Source organism: Paenibacillus sp. sgz302191 (genome assembly GCF_057749925.1).
In genome coordinates, this window is record NZ_JBYLHY010000008.1 from 277,402 (window position 1) to 293,653 (window position 16,252).

Annotated in this window: 18 protein-coding genes; 2 read left to right on the forward strand and 16 right to left on the reverse strand. The window is 46.9% G+C overall.

Annotated elements, in window-relative coordinates; genetic code table 11:
• Window positions 1-641: 641 nt before the first annotated feature.
• The 9 genes from AC3G2T_RS14610 to AC3G2T_RS14650 all read right to left on the reverse strand — a co-directional run bounded on the left by AC3G2T_RS14610 (window position 642) and on the right by AC3G2T_RS14650 (window position 5,903).
• Complete coding sequence (locus AC3G2T_RS14610) at window positions 642-1,001, reverse strand: GIY-YIG nuclease family protein (protein WP_474686814.1); 360 nt, start codon at window positions 999-1,001, stop codon at window positions 642-644.
• 14 nt (window positions 1,002-1,015) lie between these two features.
• Window positions 1,016-2,056: a vWA domain-containing protein gene (locus AC3G2T_RS14615; RefSeq protein ID WP_488435927.1), complete on the reverse strand. Its 1,041-nt coding sequence runs from the start codon at window positions 2,054-2,056 to the stop codon at window positions 1,016-1,018.
• A 53-nt stretch (window positions 2,057-2,109) separates the two neighbouring features.
• Window positions 2,110-3,225, reverse strand: a complete 1,116-nt coding sequence (locus tag AC3G2T_RS14620; protein ID WP_488435928.1) for an AAA family ATPase — start codon at window positions 3,223-3,225, stop codon at window positions 2,110-2,112.
• Between the two features lie 17 nt (window positions 3,226-3,242).
• The gene (locus AC3G2T_RS14625) at window positions 3,243-4,451 is read right to left on the reverse strand and encodes an MFS transporter (protein ID WP_488435929.1); all 1,209 of its coding nucleotides are present in this window, start codon (window positions 4,449-4,451) and stop codon (window positions 3,243-3,245) included.
• 1 nt (window position 4,452) lies between these two features.
• A complete protein-coding gene (locus AC3G2T_RS14630; RefSeq protein WP_488435930.1) occupies window positions 4,453-4,932 on the reverse strand; it encodes a DUF6530 family protein in 480 nt (159 codons plus the stop codon).
• Window positions 4,933-5,128: 196 nt separating this feature from the next.
• Window positions 5,129-5,260, reverse strand: coding sequence for a hypothetical protein (locus AC3G2T_RS14635; RefSeq protein ID WP_474686819.1), 132 nt, complete (start codon window positions 5,258-5,260; stop codon window positions 5,129-5,131).
• A gap of 129 nt (window positions 5,261-5,389) precedes the next feature.
• On the reverse strand, window positions 5,390-5,554 hold the full coding sequence (locus AC3G2T_RS14640; protein ID WP_474686820.1) for a hypothetical protein: 165 nt from the start codon (window positions 5,552-5,554) through the stop codon (window positions 5,390-5,392).
• 90 nt (window positions 5,555-5,644) lie between these two features.
• The gene (locus tag AC3G2T_RS14645; RefSeq protein WP_488435931.1) at window positions 5,645-5,812 is read right to left on the reverse strand and encodes an acyl-CoA thioesterase family protein; all 168 of its coding nucleotides are present in this window, start codon (window positions 5,810-5,812) and stop codon (window positions 5,645-5,647) included.
• Complete coding sequence (locus AC3G2T_RS14650) at window positions 5,787-5,903, reverse strand: DUF4362 domain-containing protein (protein WP_488435932.1); 117 nt, start codon at window positions 5,901-5,903, stop codon at window positions 5,787-5,789. The genes AC3G2T_RS14645 and AC3G2T_RS14650 overlap by 26 nt, the downstream gene beginning before the upstream one ends.
• Before the next feature lie 275 nt (window positions 5,904-6,178).
• Here AC3G2T_RS14650 and AC3G2T_RS14655 point away from each other — a divergent pair, with 275 nt between their 5' ends.
• Entirely contained in the window at window positions 6,179-6,442 is a 264-nt protein-coding gene (locus AC3G2T_RS14655; protein WP_474686847.1) for a transposase, read from the forward strand.
• 23 nt (window positions 6,443-6,465) lie between these two features.
• Here AC3G2T_RS14655 and AC3G2T_RS14660 read toward each other — a convergent pair whose 3' ends face one another.
• The 7 genes from AC3G2T_RS14660 to AC3G2T_RS14690 form a co-directional block, all read right to left on the reverse strand.
• Window positions 6,466-6,618 carry a DUF255 domain-containing protein gene (locus AC3G2T_RS14660; protein ID WP_474686849.1) on the reverse strand — a complete coding sequence of 51 codons (153 nt, stop codon included), beginning with the start codon at window positions 6,616-6,618 and terminating at the stop codon, window positions 6,466-6,468.
• An 82-nt stretch (window positions 6,619-6,700) separates the two neighbouring features.
• Window positions 6,701-9,412, reverse strand: coding sequence for an alpha-mannosidase (locus tag AC3G2T_RS14665; protein WP_488435933.1), 2,712 nt, complete (start codon window positions 9,410-9,412; stop codon window positions 6,701-6,703).
• Between the two features lie 37 nt (window positions 9,413-9,449).
• A complete protein-coding gene (locus tag AC3G2T_RS14670; RefSeq protein ID WP_474686824.1) occupies window positions 9,450-10,304 on the reverse strand; it encodes a carbohydrate ABC transporter permease in 855 nt (284 codons plus the stop codon).
• A gap of 23 nt (window positions 10,305-10,327) precedes the next feature.
• Complete coding sequence (locus tag AC3G2T_RS14675) at window positions 10,328-11,167, reverse strand: carbohydrate ABC transporter permease (protein ID WP_474686851.1); 840 nt, start codon at window positions 11,165-11,167, stop codon at window positions 10,328-10,330.
• 149 nt (window positions 11,168-11,316) lie between these two features.
• Window positions 11,317-12,675 carry an extracellular solute-binding protein gene (locus AC3G2T_RS14680; protein ID WP_474686825.1) on the reverse strand — a complete coding sequence of 453 codons (1,359 nt, stop codon included), beginning with the start codon at window positions 12,673-12,675 and terminating at the stop codon, window positions 11,317-11,319.
• Window positions 12,676-12,841: 166 nt separating this feature from the next.
• Window positions 12,842-14,158 (reverse strand): glycoside hydrolase family 125 protein, encoded by a 1,317-nt coding sequence (locus tag AC3G2T_RS14685; protein WP_474686826.1) that lies wholly within the window; start codon window positions 14,156-14,158, stop codon window positions 12,842-12,844.
• 214 nt (window positions 14,159-14,372) lie between these two features.
• The gene (locus AC3G2T_RS14690; RefSeq protein ID WP_474686827.1) at window positions 14,373-15,545 is read right to left on the reverse strand and encodes a GntR family transcriptional regulator; all 1,173 of its coding nucleotides are present in this window, start codon (window positions 15,543-15,545) and stop codon (window positions 14,373-14,375) included.
• A 168-nt stretch (window positions 15,546-15,713) separates the two neighbouring features.
• Between AC3G2T_RS14690 and AC3G2T_RS14695 the strand changes: the two genes are divergently transcribed.
• Window positions 15,714-16,118, forward strand: a complete 405-nt coding sequence (locus AC3G2T_RS14695; RefSeq protein ID WP_474686852.1) for a transposase — start codon at window positions 15,714-15,716, stop codon at window positions 16,116-16,118.
• Window positions 16,119-16,252: the final 134 nt, after the last annotated feature.

The following is a 16,252-nucleotide window of genomic DNA, read 5'->3' on the forward strand; positions in this document are numbered from 1 at the left end:
CTCCAGTACAGGTTGCGTAGCTTAAGAGGGACTCGCCTCTCCAGTACAGGTTGCGTAGCTGAAGAAGGACTCGCCTCTCCTGCACAGGTTGTGGAGCTGAAGTGAAGGGGGACAAGACGGCCTGACAGGGAAAAAACCTGCGAAAGTGCAGTTTTTTTTCATGGAAATGGTTCGTTTTGGCGAAAAACCTGCAATTGTGCAGGAATTTTCGGTGAAATTGAGCCTGAGCCCATGTTCGCGGCGAAAAGCCTGCACAATTGCAGGAATTTCTCGTGGCAAGCGTATCAACCGAGCAAAAACTGTACATTTGCAGGTTTTTTCCGTATTTCCAGTAGATTTGCTGCTTTCCAGCGTGTGTGCGGGTTCATCGGACAGACCTCTAGCCGCCGGGGAGGGTTACCTGGGAGCTTGCCTTGGGTCTACTTAGGTGTTGCCCTAGGGTGCTACCCGGGGGTTGCCTTGTGCTTCCCTGAGGTGCTGCCTAGGAGCTACCATGGAGCCGCTTAGGTGCTGCCCTGAGGGCTACCAAGGAGTAGCCTTGGGTGCGTCTAGGTGTCCCTGGGTGTTGCCCCGGTGTGCTCTGCCCTGGGAGCCCCCTTGGGACCCGCCAGGCTGCCGTCTCCCCGCCTGTGCCGCGAGGGTCAATCCCTCGGCGGCCTGTTGTAGCCCTTCTCTCCGTAGGGCTGTAATTTTTCCAGCCATGGCTTTAGTATTTTTTTCAGCTCCCAGCGCATGTCTGTAATTTCGTCGGCTTCTTTTTGCTGCAGCACTTCGTAGGTGAATGCCGAGGCGCCTAATTCCTTCCAGTCCTTTTGCAGTTGTAAGTTGGCGAATCTCCCCATGTCCAGTTGGCTTTGGATCATGATCCATTTGTTTTTCAGATTGGGATAGCTGTCTATGAAAATTTTGCCGTTAGTGTTGTTCGTTATTTGGATTACACCCATGTAAGTCTTGATTTGTTTGTATTCCTCTTGCAGTTCCTTGCGTCTGCTCTTGTCCATATATGTTTCTCCTCTCACAAATACCGGGCGATAATGCGAACCAATTTAGCCGGGAACTCATGCAGATCGGTAATATCCAAAAACCGCTCATTCCCATAGATGTGCTGAATCACATCTTTGTCCTGGCCGATTGCGGCTGCCAGAAAGGCAATTCCTTTCCGTTCGTACGCGGCTATCGTTTGCTGCATGTCCCGGATCGCATAATTTCCGGTGTAATCTTCCATTGCTTTGGGCTGCCCGTCGCTGATGCTAATCAGCAGCTTGGTCTTTTGCGGCGCGGCCGCCAGCCGTTCGGCAATAATGCGCAGAGCCATTCCGTCGCGATTATTGCTTCTGGCGCGAATCCCCATGAGCCTGAATCGGTCGTTGGGGTCCGGTTTATCCATATCGGAATAGGCAAAGACCGACATTTGCTCCATTTTGGAGACATCCGCAGTATCGCCGTAAATCAATACGGGAATATGACAGTATTGACAAAATTCATATACCGCGATCACCGCGCGTTTGGCCGCTTCCAATCTCCCGAAAGCCGACATCGACGCCGATTCGTCGACCCTTAGACCGACCGCAAGGGAAGGGGATTCGGTTGGCGGACGTTTCTTGGCAAAATACCTGAAATCCCGGTAAGCGATGCTGTCCGCTTGAAATTTGCTGCCATAGTAATGATTTCTCGCGAACTCGGACGATACTTCATGTTCCAACAGCGGAAGCGTCTTTCTGGCGATTTCCCGCACGACAGGCATAAGCCCTTTGCTTAGACCGGCATATTCGTGCTGGTTTTCCAAAACGTAGTCCGGGCGGTGGACGATGAGCCTGACATGGCCGTGAATCGAACCGGACACAACTTCCCTCGCGTCCCGATTCAGTTTTTTGCGGAAATCGCGCTCTTTTTGTACCGCATCCTCTGACATGGCTTCAGGATTTGCCTGGTGATAAATGGGGGAGCCGTTCTTTCCCAAATCCGAACTTTCCGTATCGGAGGAATGCTCGGAACCGTCGGATGAACTTTCGTCGCTGTCAGCGGATTTTTTTAAGGCGATGCCGTCTTCTTCCAAATCGTTGCCGCGGTCAAAATCGGCGCTGTCTATATTTCCCCACGTCCTGATCTCTACTGCGTCAAAATGCCGTTTTTTTTTACTTCCATCCCGACTTCATCAAGGCTCGCCAACAAACCGCTGCTTGTAAGCGCATTTTCCAAAATTTCGATTTCCTCGGAATCGGTAGTTATCTTGTATATGACTTTATGATACAGGGATTCCCTGACAGGAGCGCCCTCGGCGACGGCATCCGCCCAGTAGAAGTAGGAGCGCATTCCGGCTACGCCTTTGATCGCATGGGCCCGGGCCGTTTTGTCCAAAACAATCATGATATCCGCCAGAACGCCCAGCACCTTGTCGGCCGTATAGCCGGTTTTGGCGATGGCGCGTTCTATCATGACTTCTTTCGTCGGCAAGTCCATCTTCTCGGTATGCTGAACTCTGTCGCGCAGCGCTTCGTTGAGCGGTCTGGATCCGGCATAACTGCGGTTTGTTGTGATGACCGCGATGAAGTCCGGATGTCTGCGCACGATTTCCGTAGGCAGATTGATGCTGCCATCCGGCTCCAAGGCGGAATTTAACGCCATTAACACCGCGGCATCGCGAATAACGGTCGGTTCTTGTATTTCCAGGAGATAACCTTTCTGGTAGGCTCTGACGATCTCGGATGGGTAAAAACGATACTCAACCGCTTCGCCCCCGGTGTTTTCGGCGGCCAGCTTCATCAACCGCTTCATTTTTAAAGCGGCTTGTTCCCGGGTGACCCCCAGAATGTCCATCAAAATTTCAGCCGCGCTTTGAAAACCGTCGCTTTCGTACAATGCCTTCAAAACGGTTTGTTCCGCAGGCTCAAACTTCTCCAGCCGCTCGTGCGAAATCACTGGCAAAATAGCGCCAATCACGTCCGATTTATCCATATCGGCAAAACAGGTCACTTTCGTATAAGGCAGCCCGAAATTAGCCGACAACGCCTTGGCGAGCTGCGTTTTACCGGAGCCGGCGTCGCCCTCTAGCAAAATATTGGCGATTTTCATTTCGCCGCGATGCCAGTTGCGCTGTATTTCGTTGCAAATACGCCGTTCTTCTTCGCTGACTTTATGAGATGCCGGCTTTTTCCAGACAAGCCCTTTTTCCGCGTCCGTCAATTGTCTTGCAGGCGACAAATAACAGGGTTCATGGTCATTCATAACACTTCTCCTTTCCGTCATAATGCCGGGCCCCTCGCAGCTTCGCTTTTTTTCCGGGCAACAAGAGGGAGCAGCAGCATCGCACCGACAACAATCAAACCGCCGCTGATCACATATACCGTGAGCAGGGAGAACGCATCCTTCAGATAACCGGATAAAAACATGCCGATCACCATCATTCCCATAAAAACCGGAGTGATCGCTCCCGATACCCGGCCCATAAGAGCTCCTTCCGTATTCCGCACAAGCAGCGTCTGGATTCCGCCTTGAATGCAAGGGTAAAACAACCCGCTGATCACTAAAAGGACAATGGTCAGCCAAACCATCGTAGACGCGCCAATTCCGATCGTACAGACGGCGGTGACAAGCAAGCCTGTCATGAGCAGAAGCTGCGGCTTCACCTTTTTGGCAATCCCCATTATGGCGGCTCCGCCTACTAACATAGCTGCCCCATTAGTCATAACCGCCCACTGCAGAAATTGTTTGCTCTGCCCCAGCTTCTCTATGACAATGAAAATCTGGAGCGGCTGAGTAATTCCCGAGGCCAATCCGACAGCCGCGAAAGTCAAGCTGAGCGTTCTTAAGGATTGATTGGACCCGATATAACGCAACCCGGCCATCAATTCTTTCATGAAGCTGCCGGCACCGCCGGACTTCGGTTCCGCCTCGTCGTGGGGAAGCGTCGATAGTACAAGGGAGGACCCCAGGAACAAAACTGCCGTCAGGACGAGCGGAATTTTAATACCAAACTGTATGAAAATAAACGTACCGATGACCGGGCCCAAAACCATAAAGACAGCGACAAGAGTTTGGGACATCGCCATCACGCCTTGCAGTTGTTCCCCTGGCACATGCCGTTTGTACAGTTTCATGGCCGAAGGCTGAGAAAATTGAGACAGGCTGGCGGAAACAAACGATCCGACGAGCAGCGCGATCCATCCGCCGTTCATGACGGCAAGCAGCACAGCCACAACGGACAAGGCGGACAGCAGATCGCTCCAAACCATTGTCCGCTTCGGCCGCCATCGGTCGGCAAAGGTTCCGCCGATAAGGGCGAATAGAAAGATCGGCGCGAATTCCGCAACCGAAATTAGCGATACGTAAACCGGATTATTATTCGTTAAATCGGTAACATAAAGAAGGACGGCATAATTCCGAATCCAAACCCCCAGCTGCAGCAGCACCCGGGAGAGGATAATAGTTCGAACATAACGATTGGAAAACACGTTAATACCCCATATCTTTTAAAATTTTTGATAATGTGCGCAGACGTTCGCTGATCATCTCATCGTCGTCGCTCAGAGCTTGGCTGAACAGCTTAATATCTTCATTGATTCTCTCATTGTCCGTACATATCGCCACGGTCATGGCATCCCCCTGCAGGCCAACCCGGTCGATGACGGGCTCATTCGGATCATATAAATGTTCATATCTGTATGCTTCGCGAAAATGCTCCAAGGACCGGCAAATCAGAATGGACAAATCAAGAACGCGATGGAGAGGAAGCTCCTCCGATTGCCTTGACCATTTTTCCCCTGTGTATCTCCATACTTTGGCGGAAATATCGACCTTTCCTCTGTCATTCCATTGGGCCAATCCTAAAGAGAGGCCCTTTGCATCCGTGTTTTGGGCAAGTCGGCCGTCAACCCGCTCATAATTTTCCGACACGACAACAGGCTTATGTTTTAAAGTAGTTGGTATTTTCATTTTCTTTTCCTCTTTTCGTTTACTAAATTAGTAATTTACTAAATTACTAGCTCATTATATCTTTCATCTTTCCGGACGTCAATCCGATAATTGCCCTGGGCAGAGGGGGAATCCAAATTTTTACACAAAAAACAAATAAAAAACCGGCTAGCCTTTGACGTACAGGAAACCGGTTTTGTCGTATATGATGGTTTTGTTAAATGACCAGCGCTTTGATTCGCTGCTCCGCCGCGTGCGACGGCAGACTCGTCACAACCGGATAAGAAAGCTTCAGCCTGGGGCGCTGTACTTTGCGGGTTTGTATGCTAACGGGCTCCAGTCCGTTCATTAGTTCATCCATCCCTGCTTTTTTAACCAATTTATTCGGGGAATGGGCGAGTGGTTCGATCCTGATGCCGCCGGAAAAACAAAAGCCGCAGAGAACGCACCCGGCGCTTCTGCGGTTTCTGGCCCTGCTTTATTGTTCCGTGTCGGTAGTTTCTTCGGCGGAGGAAACGGCCCCGGTCGTCTCCTGCAGTTCGGAGGACAGCTGCTCTACCTGCTGTTTGGATTTGCTGTCATCCGCATTGGCCTCGGCGGCGTTTAATCCATGATTGACCACATCGTTGTTATTGGTTGTCATAGTGTATTCACCTCCTCGTTCAAGCACAATCCAAGTATCCCTCAAATGGGAAAAATTTATTCAGTAAACATGAATTTTCCATATTCCTGTTTAGGCAAACCATTTGCGCAGCTCATCGGGCACTTCGCGGCTCTTGCGAGTGGCGCTGCCCATCGTTACACTGGTGACGAGCGCATCGGCACAAGTTTGGCCTTGCCAGTTCACGATCGTCTGCTTCAGCACATAGCTGGTTCTATTGAATGATCCTGATTTTATCACTAGAATTACTCTGGGTATTGGCTAAAAATTTAGAAAATCTATCAAAGTTATCTGCGCTATTGTGCAAATAAATAATATCTTTTTCTTGCAATATTTCATTTGTTGAATTTGTACAGGATGTTATAATCCAGATTTGCGGGAGCAGTAGTAGTAAAAAATAAAAAAACTCATATGATTCTCACCTCGTATTTGTGAAATTTATTTCTCACGGTCAAAATGATAAGTGTATCTCACTTTACGATAAATTATATCAAAGGATCAAGGTTGATCTCGTAAATGGTACTTCCACTTGTTGCATAAAGCCTTCCAGTATAAGATGTAGCACTTTCAAATTGGACGCTTCCGCATATTTTAGCGGATGTTTATCTGCGGGAATGGATCGGCTGGGCGACCCGCTCAAAGCTTGCGCCCATGGTCTGTTTGGCCAAGACGATTAAACAGCATGAGGAGGGCATTTTACGGTGGTTCCACAGCCGGATGACGAACGGTTTGCTCGAAGGTATTAATGGACTCGTTCAAGCAGCCAAACGAAAAGCTCGCGGTTACAGAAACGTTCAAAATTTAATTGCCATGGTCTACATGACCGCTAACAAACTCCGGATTCCAGCGCTCTCAGCACGCAGGTCCTAAATCCGTCTTTAACCGTTTCCCTTTTATGTAAAATTCAATAGCCACTCGTCTTCCCCGAATATCAATTTCATAGTAAACAAGAAAATAAGCTTATTTTCTCGTTTCGCTTTGTCGAATGCTTCTTGGCTCCAAGGGTTGTGAGCATATTGCAGCAGGTAAGGCGATTTCTCGGCGATTAATCTATTGGGTGATCAATAAGTGTCACATAGGAAAAGCCGCCTACCTCATTCAAAGGTAAAGCGGCTTATATGGTAATATTTATGTTGACAAACTAATAATTGTAAATATTTCGTGAGGCTTTAGGATCAAAGAATCCTCCAGATTAACAGGTTCATGAATCTCCTCCAACACATTACTGCGATGCCAACCGTATTCACCATGTGCATACGAAACGTCCAACGCCTTTTCTTGATTCGACAAATTGTACCAGCGCAGGACAAGACCATTGCCCTGCTCATTTACCTTCAAAGCAGATAAAGCAACACCTTCTCCAGACCAGCGTACAAAGGCATATTCTGCTGGCAGCTTGCCGGCTTGCAAGGGAACCTGTCTGGTTGTCCACGGTATTTGCTCCTGATAAGCGAGTTGGAAGGATGTAAGCATCTCCTCTTGATCATGGAGAATAAGCGTGTAATCGAACTGATGCTCACCTAGACACTGAGCCTCGGGTGTTGGGAATACCCCCCAGTCCCCTAGTTCGCCTACGGCCCGCAGTAAAGTAACAGCAATGGTATTGCGCCCGTCTCTAACAATTTCATATTCATTCAAGCCTTGATTCGCAATTGTCAGGCCTCCTGACGAGTCGCTGATGTTTACGAAAGCTTGCTGATGCTGGCAATTACTCGGATTCGTCCACTCCCGTTCAGGAAGGTTGTCCCGCACAGCCACCTCGAACACAGAGTCCGCACGATGGATCGGTGTATCGATATCCGTCGGGAATAACACGCGAATCCTATGATCCTTAGCCTGATTGTTCAGCGTCGTACGGATTCTTAATGGAGCATCTCCTCGTTCAAGTGTTAAGCGGGTTGTCACTTTTAAGGTAACCAGTTCTGGGCCGCGTCCTGCCTTACGCTCCAAAAACGGCACAAATTCATTCATTTCTCTCTCCAGAGTCTCATCCGCACTCGCAGGAACGAGCCACTCATGCACCCATTCATACACGGTATGGAAATCGGTCTGTTCCTTTAATTCAATCTTGGCGGCAAGACCACGCGTACTAAGCCCGTGGTCACCCTCAGCCTGGCGGAATATATATTCATTACCGATATCGCCAACATTTTCATAGGCGCCTAAACCTCTATATAGCTTTCCACTGCGCTTGTCTTGAACATCATACGTGCCGTCTTCTTGGATTGATACGCGCAAGCGGTCATTTTCTAATATGCCATCCGTAATCGATTCGCTTGTGATTATAGAAATCGGCGCTTGTCCGCGAGCCCAGGCATACGTTTTGTAACCAAGTGCAGGTACAGACTCTGCATAAAACGTTAACCTGATCCTTCTAGTCATGTAAGCTTTTCGGAATGTGTCTTTAGGCAGCTCATAGTGGAAAACAACGCCTAAATCCTCAACCTTGGCAGAAACCGGTTGGCCCGCAGCATTGATAAGTTGGCAGCCATCGATTTCTACGGCATGGAGTTCCTTCACAAGCTGCGCCTGCTGACCATCATAATTCAGACGAAGTCTGGCAATCTCAACATCTATCGTTACAACGCCTGAACGATCCCACCCTGATGTATTGAAGAGGGTTAGAGGAATCGCCTGCGGATCATGCTTACTAAATGCTGTTGTGGTATCGATATGAGAAGCGATATAGTGCAAACTATCGTTCGCTATGTCCTCAGCTAACCGGTAGCTCTTGGCGAAACGAGTCATCATTTCCCGATGCACCTCATCCACACTGCATCCACAAATGCTGTCGTGGGGATGATTCTGCATCAATGTTTTCCATGTAAAGGTGAGCTGTTGCTGAGGATAAGGCTGACCGAGTACATGAGCGAACACAGCCAAAGGCTCCGCGACTTTCTCTAATATCGTCTGACAGCGTTGATTCTCCTGTTTGATATAGATACGAGCAGAAGCCGTATTCACCAGTGTAAACCATCCATCTGTTCGTTGGCTCCTTAACTCGCCGTGAATCGTAGATATTTGTTCTGGCAATTGCTCCTTCACACTACGAATATAGTCTGGGAAATTAGAATGAATGAATTCAACTTGAGGGTGAAGCCTTCTGGCGGTTTGGAGGGCTTTCGTAATGTCTGCTTGCACGGGCTGGTGATCGCACCCGTTCATCAATAATAACTGCCTCGTAGAAGCGAAGTTATTCGCTTCCTCTATTCGCTGCTGCCAATACGAGACAGCTGCTTGCTCATCTGTCGGGATTTCCATTCCATTGCAATACCAATTGGCAAACAAAATGCCCAATACCGTTGAACCATCCGGCCCTTGCCAATGCATTTCAGAGAACGCAGATTCATAGTGACCGAGAGCTTCATTATTGAAGCCCACCGGCTTGACACCTCTGCCGAATACAGCCGTATCGATGCCCGCCTGGCGCAAAATTTGCGGTGCTTGCCCCATATTGCCAAACGAATCCGGGAAATAGCCTACCTTACATACAGCACCGTATTTGGCTGCATCCTGATGTCCGATCAGCAGGTTGCGAATATTCGATTCACTGCTGGTCAGAAATTCATCCTGCAAAATATACCAAGGACCTACATGCAGCTTGCCTTCTTGAACAAGTCTGCTTACTTGCTCCCGACGATCGGGTCTTACTTCCAGATAATCGTCTAATACGATCGTCTGCCCATCGAGATGAAAACTGCGAAATTCCAGATCTTTTTCGAACAGATCTATCAATTCGTCCATCAATTGAATCAGCTTCATACGATGATTTTCAAAAGGCATATACCACTCTCGATCCCAATGAGAATGTGAAACGATATGCACCGTCTGTTTTGACATGTAAGCCACTCCTATCCTTGAAGCTATTTCTAAATCCTCAACCTTTACTTGCTCCGCCGAAGCTGAAGCCTTGCGACATGAATCGTTGACCCAAAATATAGAGCAGGATCGCAGGAATCGTATAGATCACAGAGAAAGCCGCCAGTTTCCCATATTGTACAATGCCGTTTTGTCCAAAATATTGATAGATTGTAACCGCCGCGGGCAGTTTCTCTGGACTTTGCAATAGAATGAACGGCACCAAAAAGTTACCCCAGCTTCCTGAAAAAGCAAAGATGCCAATCGTCAAAATACCTGGAAGCATCAGTGGCATAACGACCATTCTGAAGGAGGTCCAAATCGAAGCGCCGTCTACCCACGCTGCTTCTTCCAATTCGATTGGAACCGAGTCCATGAAATTTTTCATCATCCAAATCGAATAAGGCAATGCAGATGCCGTCAAGAACAGAATCGTGAAAAATAACGAATCCTGCAGTTGCAGATAAAGAAAGAATTGGTACACCGGAACCATTACTGCTGTAATCGGCAGACCTGTCGAGAATAAAATGACATACATGAACGGTCGCTTGTAACGCAACTGGTATCTGGACAACGGATAAGAAGCAAGTCCGGCCACAATGACAACCAGAAGTGCCTGCCCTACCGCCAGCAATAGACCATTCGCAAAGGAACGCTGATTACTTGAGCTTGCTGCCGTCATCACATAATTATTCATTGTAAGGTGATCGGGAAATTTCAATGATAATGTCGCATTGGCATCAAAAGAAGCGAGCACCAACCATAACAACGGAATGAAAAACAGCAACCCGATCAACGTAAGTATCACATAAGGCAACGTTCTTCTAACGAAAAAACGATTCATTTTATTGGGCTTCCTAGATTGAGAATTCATCCCTTAACCTCCTTGTTTGTAGGTTAAATCTTTACCTTAAGTGCGCGCATATAAACCAGACTTGCAATAATACCGATCAATAACAGCATGAGCGAAATTGCCGTCCCGTAACCTAACTGATAATTTACGAAGGCCTGATGATACATGTATACGGGAAGCGTTTCCGTTGCATTGCCTGGTCCTCCGCCTGTCAATGCATAGATCAATGTAAAGGAACCAAGCGTCTGCAAGGTAACCAGCACCATATTCGTGACCACAGAAGGCATAATCATGGGAATCGTAATGCGGAATAAACGCTGAAAAGCACTTGCACCGTCGATCATCGCTGATTCTTCAACTTCTTTGGGAACATCGCCAAGTGCAGCCTGGAAGACCATCATCGAGAAGGCTGTTCCATGCCAAATATTTGCGATAATGACAGACACCATTGGAAAAGTGAACAGCCATGCCACAGGTGACAGACCTAAACCCTCTAAAAACGTATTTACGGTCCCCGTATCATTCAGAAAAGCGAACCACACGAAAGCACATACAACTTCTGGAGCTACCCATCCTGCAATAACAATGGCTCCTATCGTGCTGCGAAAGCCGCGGCTGCGTCCATTCATTAAAATAGCGATCAAAAATCCCATGACCTGCTGACCGATTACTGCTGAAAATATAAGAAAAACGATCGTGTTCCACGCAGATGTGCGAAACCCTGGGTCATTGAACATATACGTAAAGTTTTTAAAGCCGACAAATTGAGCCTGCGCTGCGGCTGCACCTGTTAAGGACATATTTGTGAAAGCAAAATAAAACGTTAAAATGGTAGGGAGGAAAAAAAATACTAACAATAGCAACCAACTCGGCGATAAAAACATAATAGCCCGCAGTTGCTCATTGCCGCCAATTTTATTTCGCCTCTTCCCGGGGGCTTGCTGATCAAATACTGACATCCTGAGTCCTCCTGACTGATGAGTGAAGCCGGTTGGCAGCAAAATATTCCTGCAGCAACCGGCTCTCCTACTAGCTACTTGTTCGTTATTTTGTCAGCACCAACCGTTCTCTCTACATTCTTGGCGTACTCTTCCATCGCTGCTTCGGGGGTCAGCTTCTGTGCAGCAACCTTCTCCACGATTTCTTGAATTTGCGTCGATACACTTGGATATTCAGAGTTCGACGGACGAACGTGCGTATACGTAATAAAATCAGCTGCAACTCCATACAAAGTGCCTGGCTGTCCAGTATATTCCTTGTCAGCCGCTACATCTTTTCTAGGCGTTAATGCGCCGTCAAGAAGCGCGAATTCCTTATTATGCTTCTCACTCGTTGCCAACTTAACGAATTCAAATCCAAGCTCTTTTTCTTTCGATTTTGCGCCTACCGCTAGTGTCCATCCGCCAGACATGGATGTAAAACCAGGCTTTTGTCCATTCTGTGTTGGCATTTTCACATAATCATAAACATTCAACGCTTGCGGCCATGGTTTTCCTCCGCCTTCCATCCAGTTGCCCGTCAACCAGTTCCCGTTCAGAACAATCGCAACCTTCTGATTCGGCATCAAATCGGTTTCCAATACTTGCCCGGCTTGAGCAGTGAGAACTTGAGACAACTTAGGCCCTAATCCCTGCGAGTAAATATTGTTAATGAACTGGAAGGTGCTTAAAATCCCTGGACTCTTCACAACCCATTTATTATTTTCATACAAACTATCCTGAGTACCATATAATAGCATTTCAAAGGTTTGCATTGTCGTTGCTTCCTGTCCGGCTTTACCTGTGTTCATCCAGAATGGAATAATGTCAGGCAGCTTTTCTTTGATCGTCTTCGATGCTGTGAGAATGTCATCCCAGCTCTTCGGTTGCCATGGAACTTGAAGCCCCGCCTTCGCAAATAATTCCTTATTATAATAAAGTCCGCGTACATCCGTAGAAAAAGGAATTCCGTACACCTTGTTGTTAGCCGTTACAGCCGCTTTAATTCCTTCATTAAAGTTACTCCAGTCCGGCCATGAAGCCACGTTCAATTCCTGCAAATAACCCGCTGCGCTATCCGCATTAATCAAGAAGGAATCCTCAGCGAGTACTTCAGGAGCCGTCCGTTCGTCCATCAGCAGTAATGGCGCTTTAGTCGCATATTGAGAACCTTCAATGGGTTGAAGCTCAACCTTAACACCAGGATGCGTTTGTTCGAATTCTTGCTTCACAGAAGTCAGCCATTTACCCCATTTGTCTGTTTCATTCCATTTTCCGTAGGCCACTTTAATCGTCTTGTTTCCGTTACCGCTTTCATTACTTGCGCTAGGTTTGGATACGTTATTACCGCACGCCGTTACGATTAAGCTCAAGCTAACAACCATCAATGCTAACCCTTTATTTGTTCTTGACATATTGTTGATCTCCCCTTAGTTAAATTTGTTCATGACATACTTGCAATATTTCCCCCAAAACCTTGCTGTTTAGTATCCTCTTCGCCCTCAAGTTCACATTGGCAGATTGCAGATGAGGTGGAGCTACGTATCCGCAATCTGCAATCAATCCTCTCCAATAGAAAGACTATTTTATACTTGTTAGCGGACTGGAAGGAACCACGTAGCCACAATGCGATAAAATCAGTTCACTGAACAAAGCGTTAGCCCATGAAAACCACTCTCTGGTGTACTGTGTGCTGTCATCGGCATCAAAGCCTTCATGCAAGAAGTCAGTTCCAGCATCGGTTCGCTCTAACACATCTAGCAGACGCAAGACTTCTGCTTGATCTAATGATGTAAGCGCTTGCGCGGCCAGCGAAATATGCCAAATATAATTGCCTGGTGTATGTGGACTTCCAATTCCCTCTGCTTCCTTGCCACGATAAAAATAAGGATTGCTGTCGCTTAAAGCGAACTTACGAGTGTTTAAATAAATCGGATCATTCGGTGCGCAGTAACCCAGATAAGGAAGTGCCAACAAGCTCGGTACATTAGCATCATCCATCAGATGATAATGGCCCAGCCCATCCGTTTCATAAGCATAGATTGGACCAAATTCCGCATGTTCGATAACCGCATGATCGCGGATGCCTTGTTCGATCTCCGTTCGCAGCGTCTCCGCTTCCTGTGCCAACGACTCATTTTGCAGGACAACTCGCGACATTTCCGCCATATAGCCAAGTACCACAACAGCAAACATATTAGAAGGAATCAAGTACCCGTATGTGCAAGCGTCATCACTCGGGCGAAAGCCTGACCAAGTCATTCCCGTTCTCGCCGTCACACTTCCTTTCCCTTGACGAACAAGGGTATCAAGCGGCGGGCAATCCGTTCTCTCGAATCGGTAGGTTGACTCCGTTTCGTGCTGCTGTTCCGTCCGCCATACCTTCAAGATAGCCGCACAACCATCAGAGAAGGCCTGATCCAGATGAGCGGTCCTGCCTGTTGTTTTCCACAACAGATAGGCTAATTGGATTGGATAACAAAGCGAGTCAATTTCATATTTACGCTCCCACAGCGAACCATTCATTTGAGTAAGATCATTTTGATGGCCCTTGCCGTTATCGCACTCATTAAAAGCATTTGCATAAGGATCTAGCAATACAAATCGGAATTGTCGTTTAACTACACGTTCCACAAGCTCTGCCAGTTGTTCGTCTTGGTTCGCCAAAATCAGATAAGGCCGCACTTGAGCCGCTGAATCTCGAAGCCACATCGCTGGGATATCCCCTGTAATAATAAAGGTCGTATCGTCTGACAAGGGTTTTACTGTCGTTGTCAGTGTATTGGAGAAGCAGTTAGCAAACATACGCGCCAGCTTGGGACGATCTGAAAGCTTAGTTCCCACGTCTTGAATCAATTGGGTTATTGATTCAGGCAGCGTATCTGATATTGAATTCATAATCTAACACCCTTTCTTTTGTAAACGTTTGCAAGGAAGCTGTAAAATTATATTAAATCTAATAACATGCTATTGTCAATACATTATTTATATTAACATATCAATAAAACCATTTAACATATCATTTAAAATACACATAAAAAAACGCTTACCGCCGTTACAACAAGCGGTTCGCGTTATTATAGTTCCCCCTAATCTTCTTTTTCTAATCCATTTACTTATTAGCTCTTTCCAAAACCTGGCTAGTCGATATGCCTTGAATTAACTCTGCTTGTAAAGATATTTTACTCGGGACCGTTTCCCCTTGAATTAATTTCAATACGCTATCTACGGCTAATCTGCCCAGTTCGCGCTGATTTTGCCGCAAGTAGGTGAATGAGTACAGCGCAGAACTGCCCGGCGGGCTGTCGAAGCATATAATAGATACATCCCGCGGTATTTTTTTTCCTAATTTCTCTACGGCTTCTTTCGCAATCAGCGCCAACTCATACTCCAAAGCAAATAACGCTGTAATATGAGGATGCTTGCGCAAAAATTGCTGTACCATCTCTACATTTTGAGCGAGTAAATACTGGCTGGAATCATCGTTAACTGCCCACTCCATGTCCGTGAGCCAGAAAGAACGATCAAGGATTACCCCTCGCTCTGCATGGGCTTGCACAAATCCTTCAATCCGTTCCTCGATGGCCACATTATCCATGACTCTTGAAGCCAATATTCCGATATGTTTGTGACCTAAATCAAGCAAATGAGACGTTCCAACGTAGGCTGCTTCCACATTATTCGTACTGATTGCTGTTGTTGTGGTGCCCTTCAAGTAACGGTCCACAAGCACGTGCGGGAATTGCTTGATAACCAGCTTAAGAATTTCCGGACTGAAGTACTGGCCTCGCGTCGGGTAGATGATCAGGCCATCCACGCCAAATTCTTGCAGCATTTGAATGGCTTTCTCCTCAATCTCCGGTTGAGAGAAGGACAGTCGAAGCATCAGGTATACGCCGCGCTGCTGCGCCATTCTCTCCATTTCGGTTAACATTTCTTTCCCATAGCTATCGCTGAAATCTTCCATGACCAATCCAATCACTATCTGGTCTTTAAACCCATCCCGCTTAACGCTCGCTTCTTCTTCAGGAACCGGTTGCTTGTTTGAGTTAAGGTTCCGATTAATGACATATGATCCCCGTCCCGGCTGCCGCATAATTAACCCATCGTTAACTAACATATCAAGAGCCTTCTTCGAGGTAATTCGGCTAACCCCAAACTCCTCCAACAATTCCTTCTCCGAAGGTATTCGATCCCCTAGCTTGTATTCACCAGAATTAACTCTCTCGTATAACGTGGCATACATCTGTTCATATCGCGGTTTGAATGATTTTTTGTTAAACATACTGATTCACCTTCAATACATATTTGGCATTAATCATCGCAAAGTCTGTTCGCTTTATTTAGTATAGTATACTATGTTATATCAATTGTGAAGTTGTTTGACATTTACAAACAACCAACAATGCATTCCAGGACCTATGGCTTCTTAAAACACATCAGAAATTAAACAATATATAGACTTGAACTCAAAAAGAGTCGCTATGTCTGGTTAAAAAATGAAGATCATTTAACGCCTGAACAGAAGGAAAAGCTGGTGAAGCTAAAGGATATGAACCTCCTGACAGGAAGGGCATATCGAATCAGACTGGCATTGCAGGAACTATGGACTTACCCTGCCATATTAGCTGACCTGTATTTTGGCAGTTGGTACAGTTGGGTAGTTCGCTCCCAGATCGAACCCATGGCCCAGGTAGCGAAATCGCTAAAACGACACGAAGAAGGTATTTTGCGATGGTTTCAAACCAAGATGACCAATGGTCTGTTAGAAGGGCTCAATAGCCTCATTCAAGCCACAAAACGTAAAGCCAGAGGGTTTCTCGTACGGTTGAGAATTTCATCGCCACGGCCTATGTAACACTAAATAAAATCAAGATTGCAGTACAACCACATTAAAGTAAAAAGAATCGCTTCAGCGTGGAGCCACAACCCGCTCATCTCGCCGACTCGATTCCCTTGTCCGCTATGGTTTTGCTCTTGAGCAAACATTTG

Excerpts from the sequence above, each read along its gene's own strand:
- AC3G2T_RS14610 (WP_474686814.1), bottom strand. The coding sequence starts at position 1,001 with ATGGACAAGAGCAGACGCAAGGAACTGCAAGAGGAATACAAACAAATC.
- AC3G2T_RS14620 (WP_488435928.1), bottom strand. The coding sequence starts at position 3,225 with ATGAATGACCATGAACCCTGTTATTTGTCGCCTGCAAGACAATTGACG.
- AC3G2T_RS14630 (WP_488435930.1), bottom strand. The coding sequence starts at position 4,932 with ATGAAAATACCAACTACTTTAAAACATAAGCCTGTTGTCGTGTCGGAA.
- AC3G2T_RS14635 (WP_474686819.1), bottom strand. The coding sequence starts at position 5,260 with ATGAACGGACTGGAGCCCGTTAGCATACAAACCCGCAAAGTACAGCGC.
- AC3G2T_RS14640 (WP_474686820.1), bottom strand. The coding sequence starts at position 5,554 with ATGACAACCAATAACAACGATGTGGTCAATCATGGATTAAACGCCGCC.
- AC3G2T_RS14665 (WP_488435933.1), bottom strand. The coding sequence starts at position 9,412 with ATGTCAAAACAGACGGTGCATATCGTTTCACATTCTCATTGGGATCGA.
- AC3G2T_RS14670 (WP_474686824.1), bottom strand. The coding sequence starts at position 10,304 with ATGAATTCTCAATCTAGGAAGCCCAATAAAATGAATCGTTTTTTCGTT.
- AC3G2T_RS14675 (WP_474686851.1), bottom strand. The coding sequence starts at position 11,167 with ATGTTTTTATCGCCGAGTTGGTTGCTATTGTTAGTATTTTTTTTCCTC.
- AC3G2T_RS14680 (WP_474686825.1), bottom strand. The coding sequence starts at position 12,675 with ATGTCAAGAACAAATAAAGGGTTAGCATTGATGGTTGTTAGCTTGAGC.
- AC3G2T_RS14685 (WP_474686826.1), bottom strand. The coding sequence starts at position 14,158 with ATGAATTCAATATCAGATACGCTGCCTGAATCAATAACCCAATTGATT.
- AC3G2T_RS14690 (WP_474686827.1), bottom strand. The coding sequence starts at position 15,545 with ATGTTTAACAAAAAATCATTCAAACCGCGATATGAACAGATGTATGCC.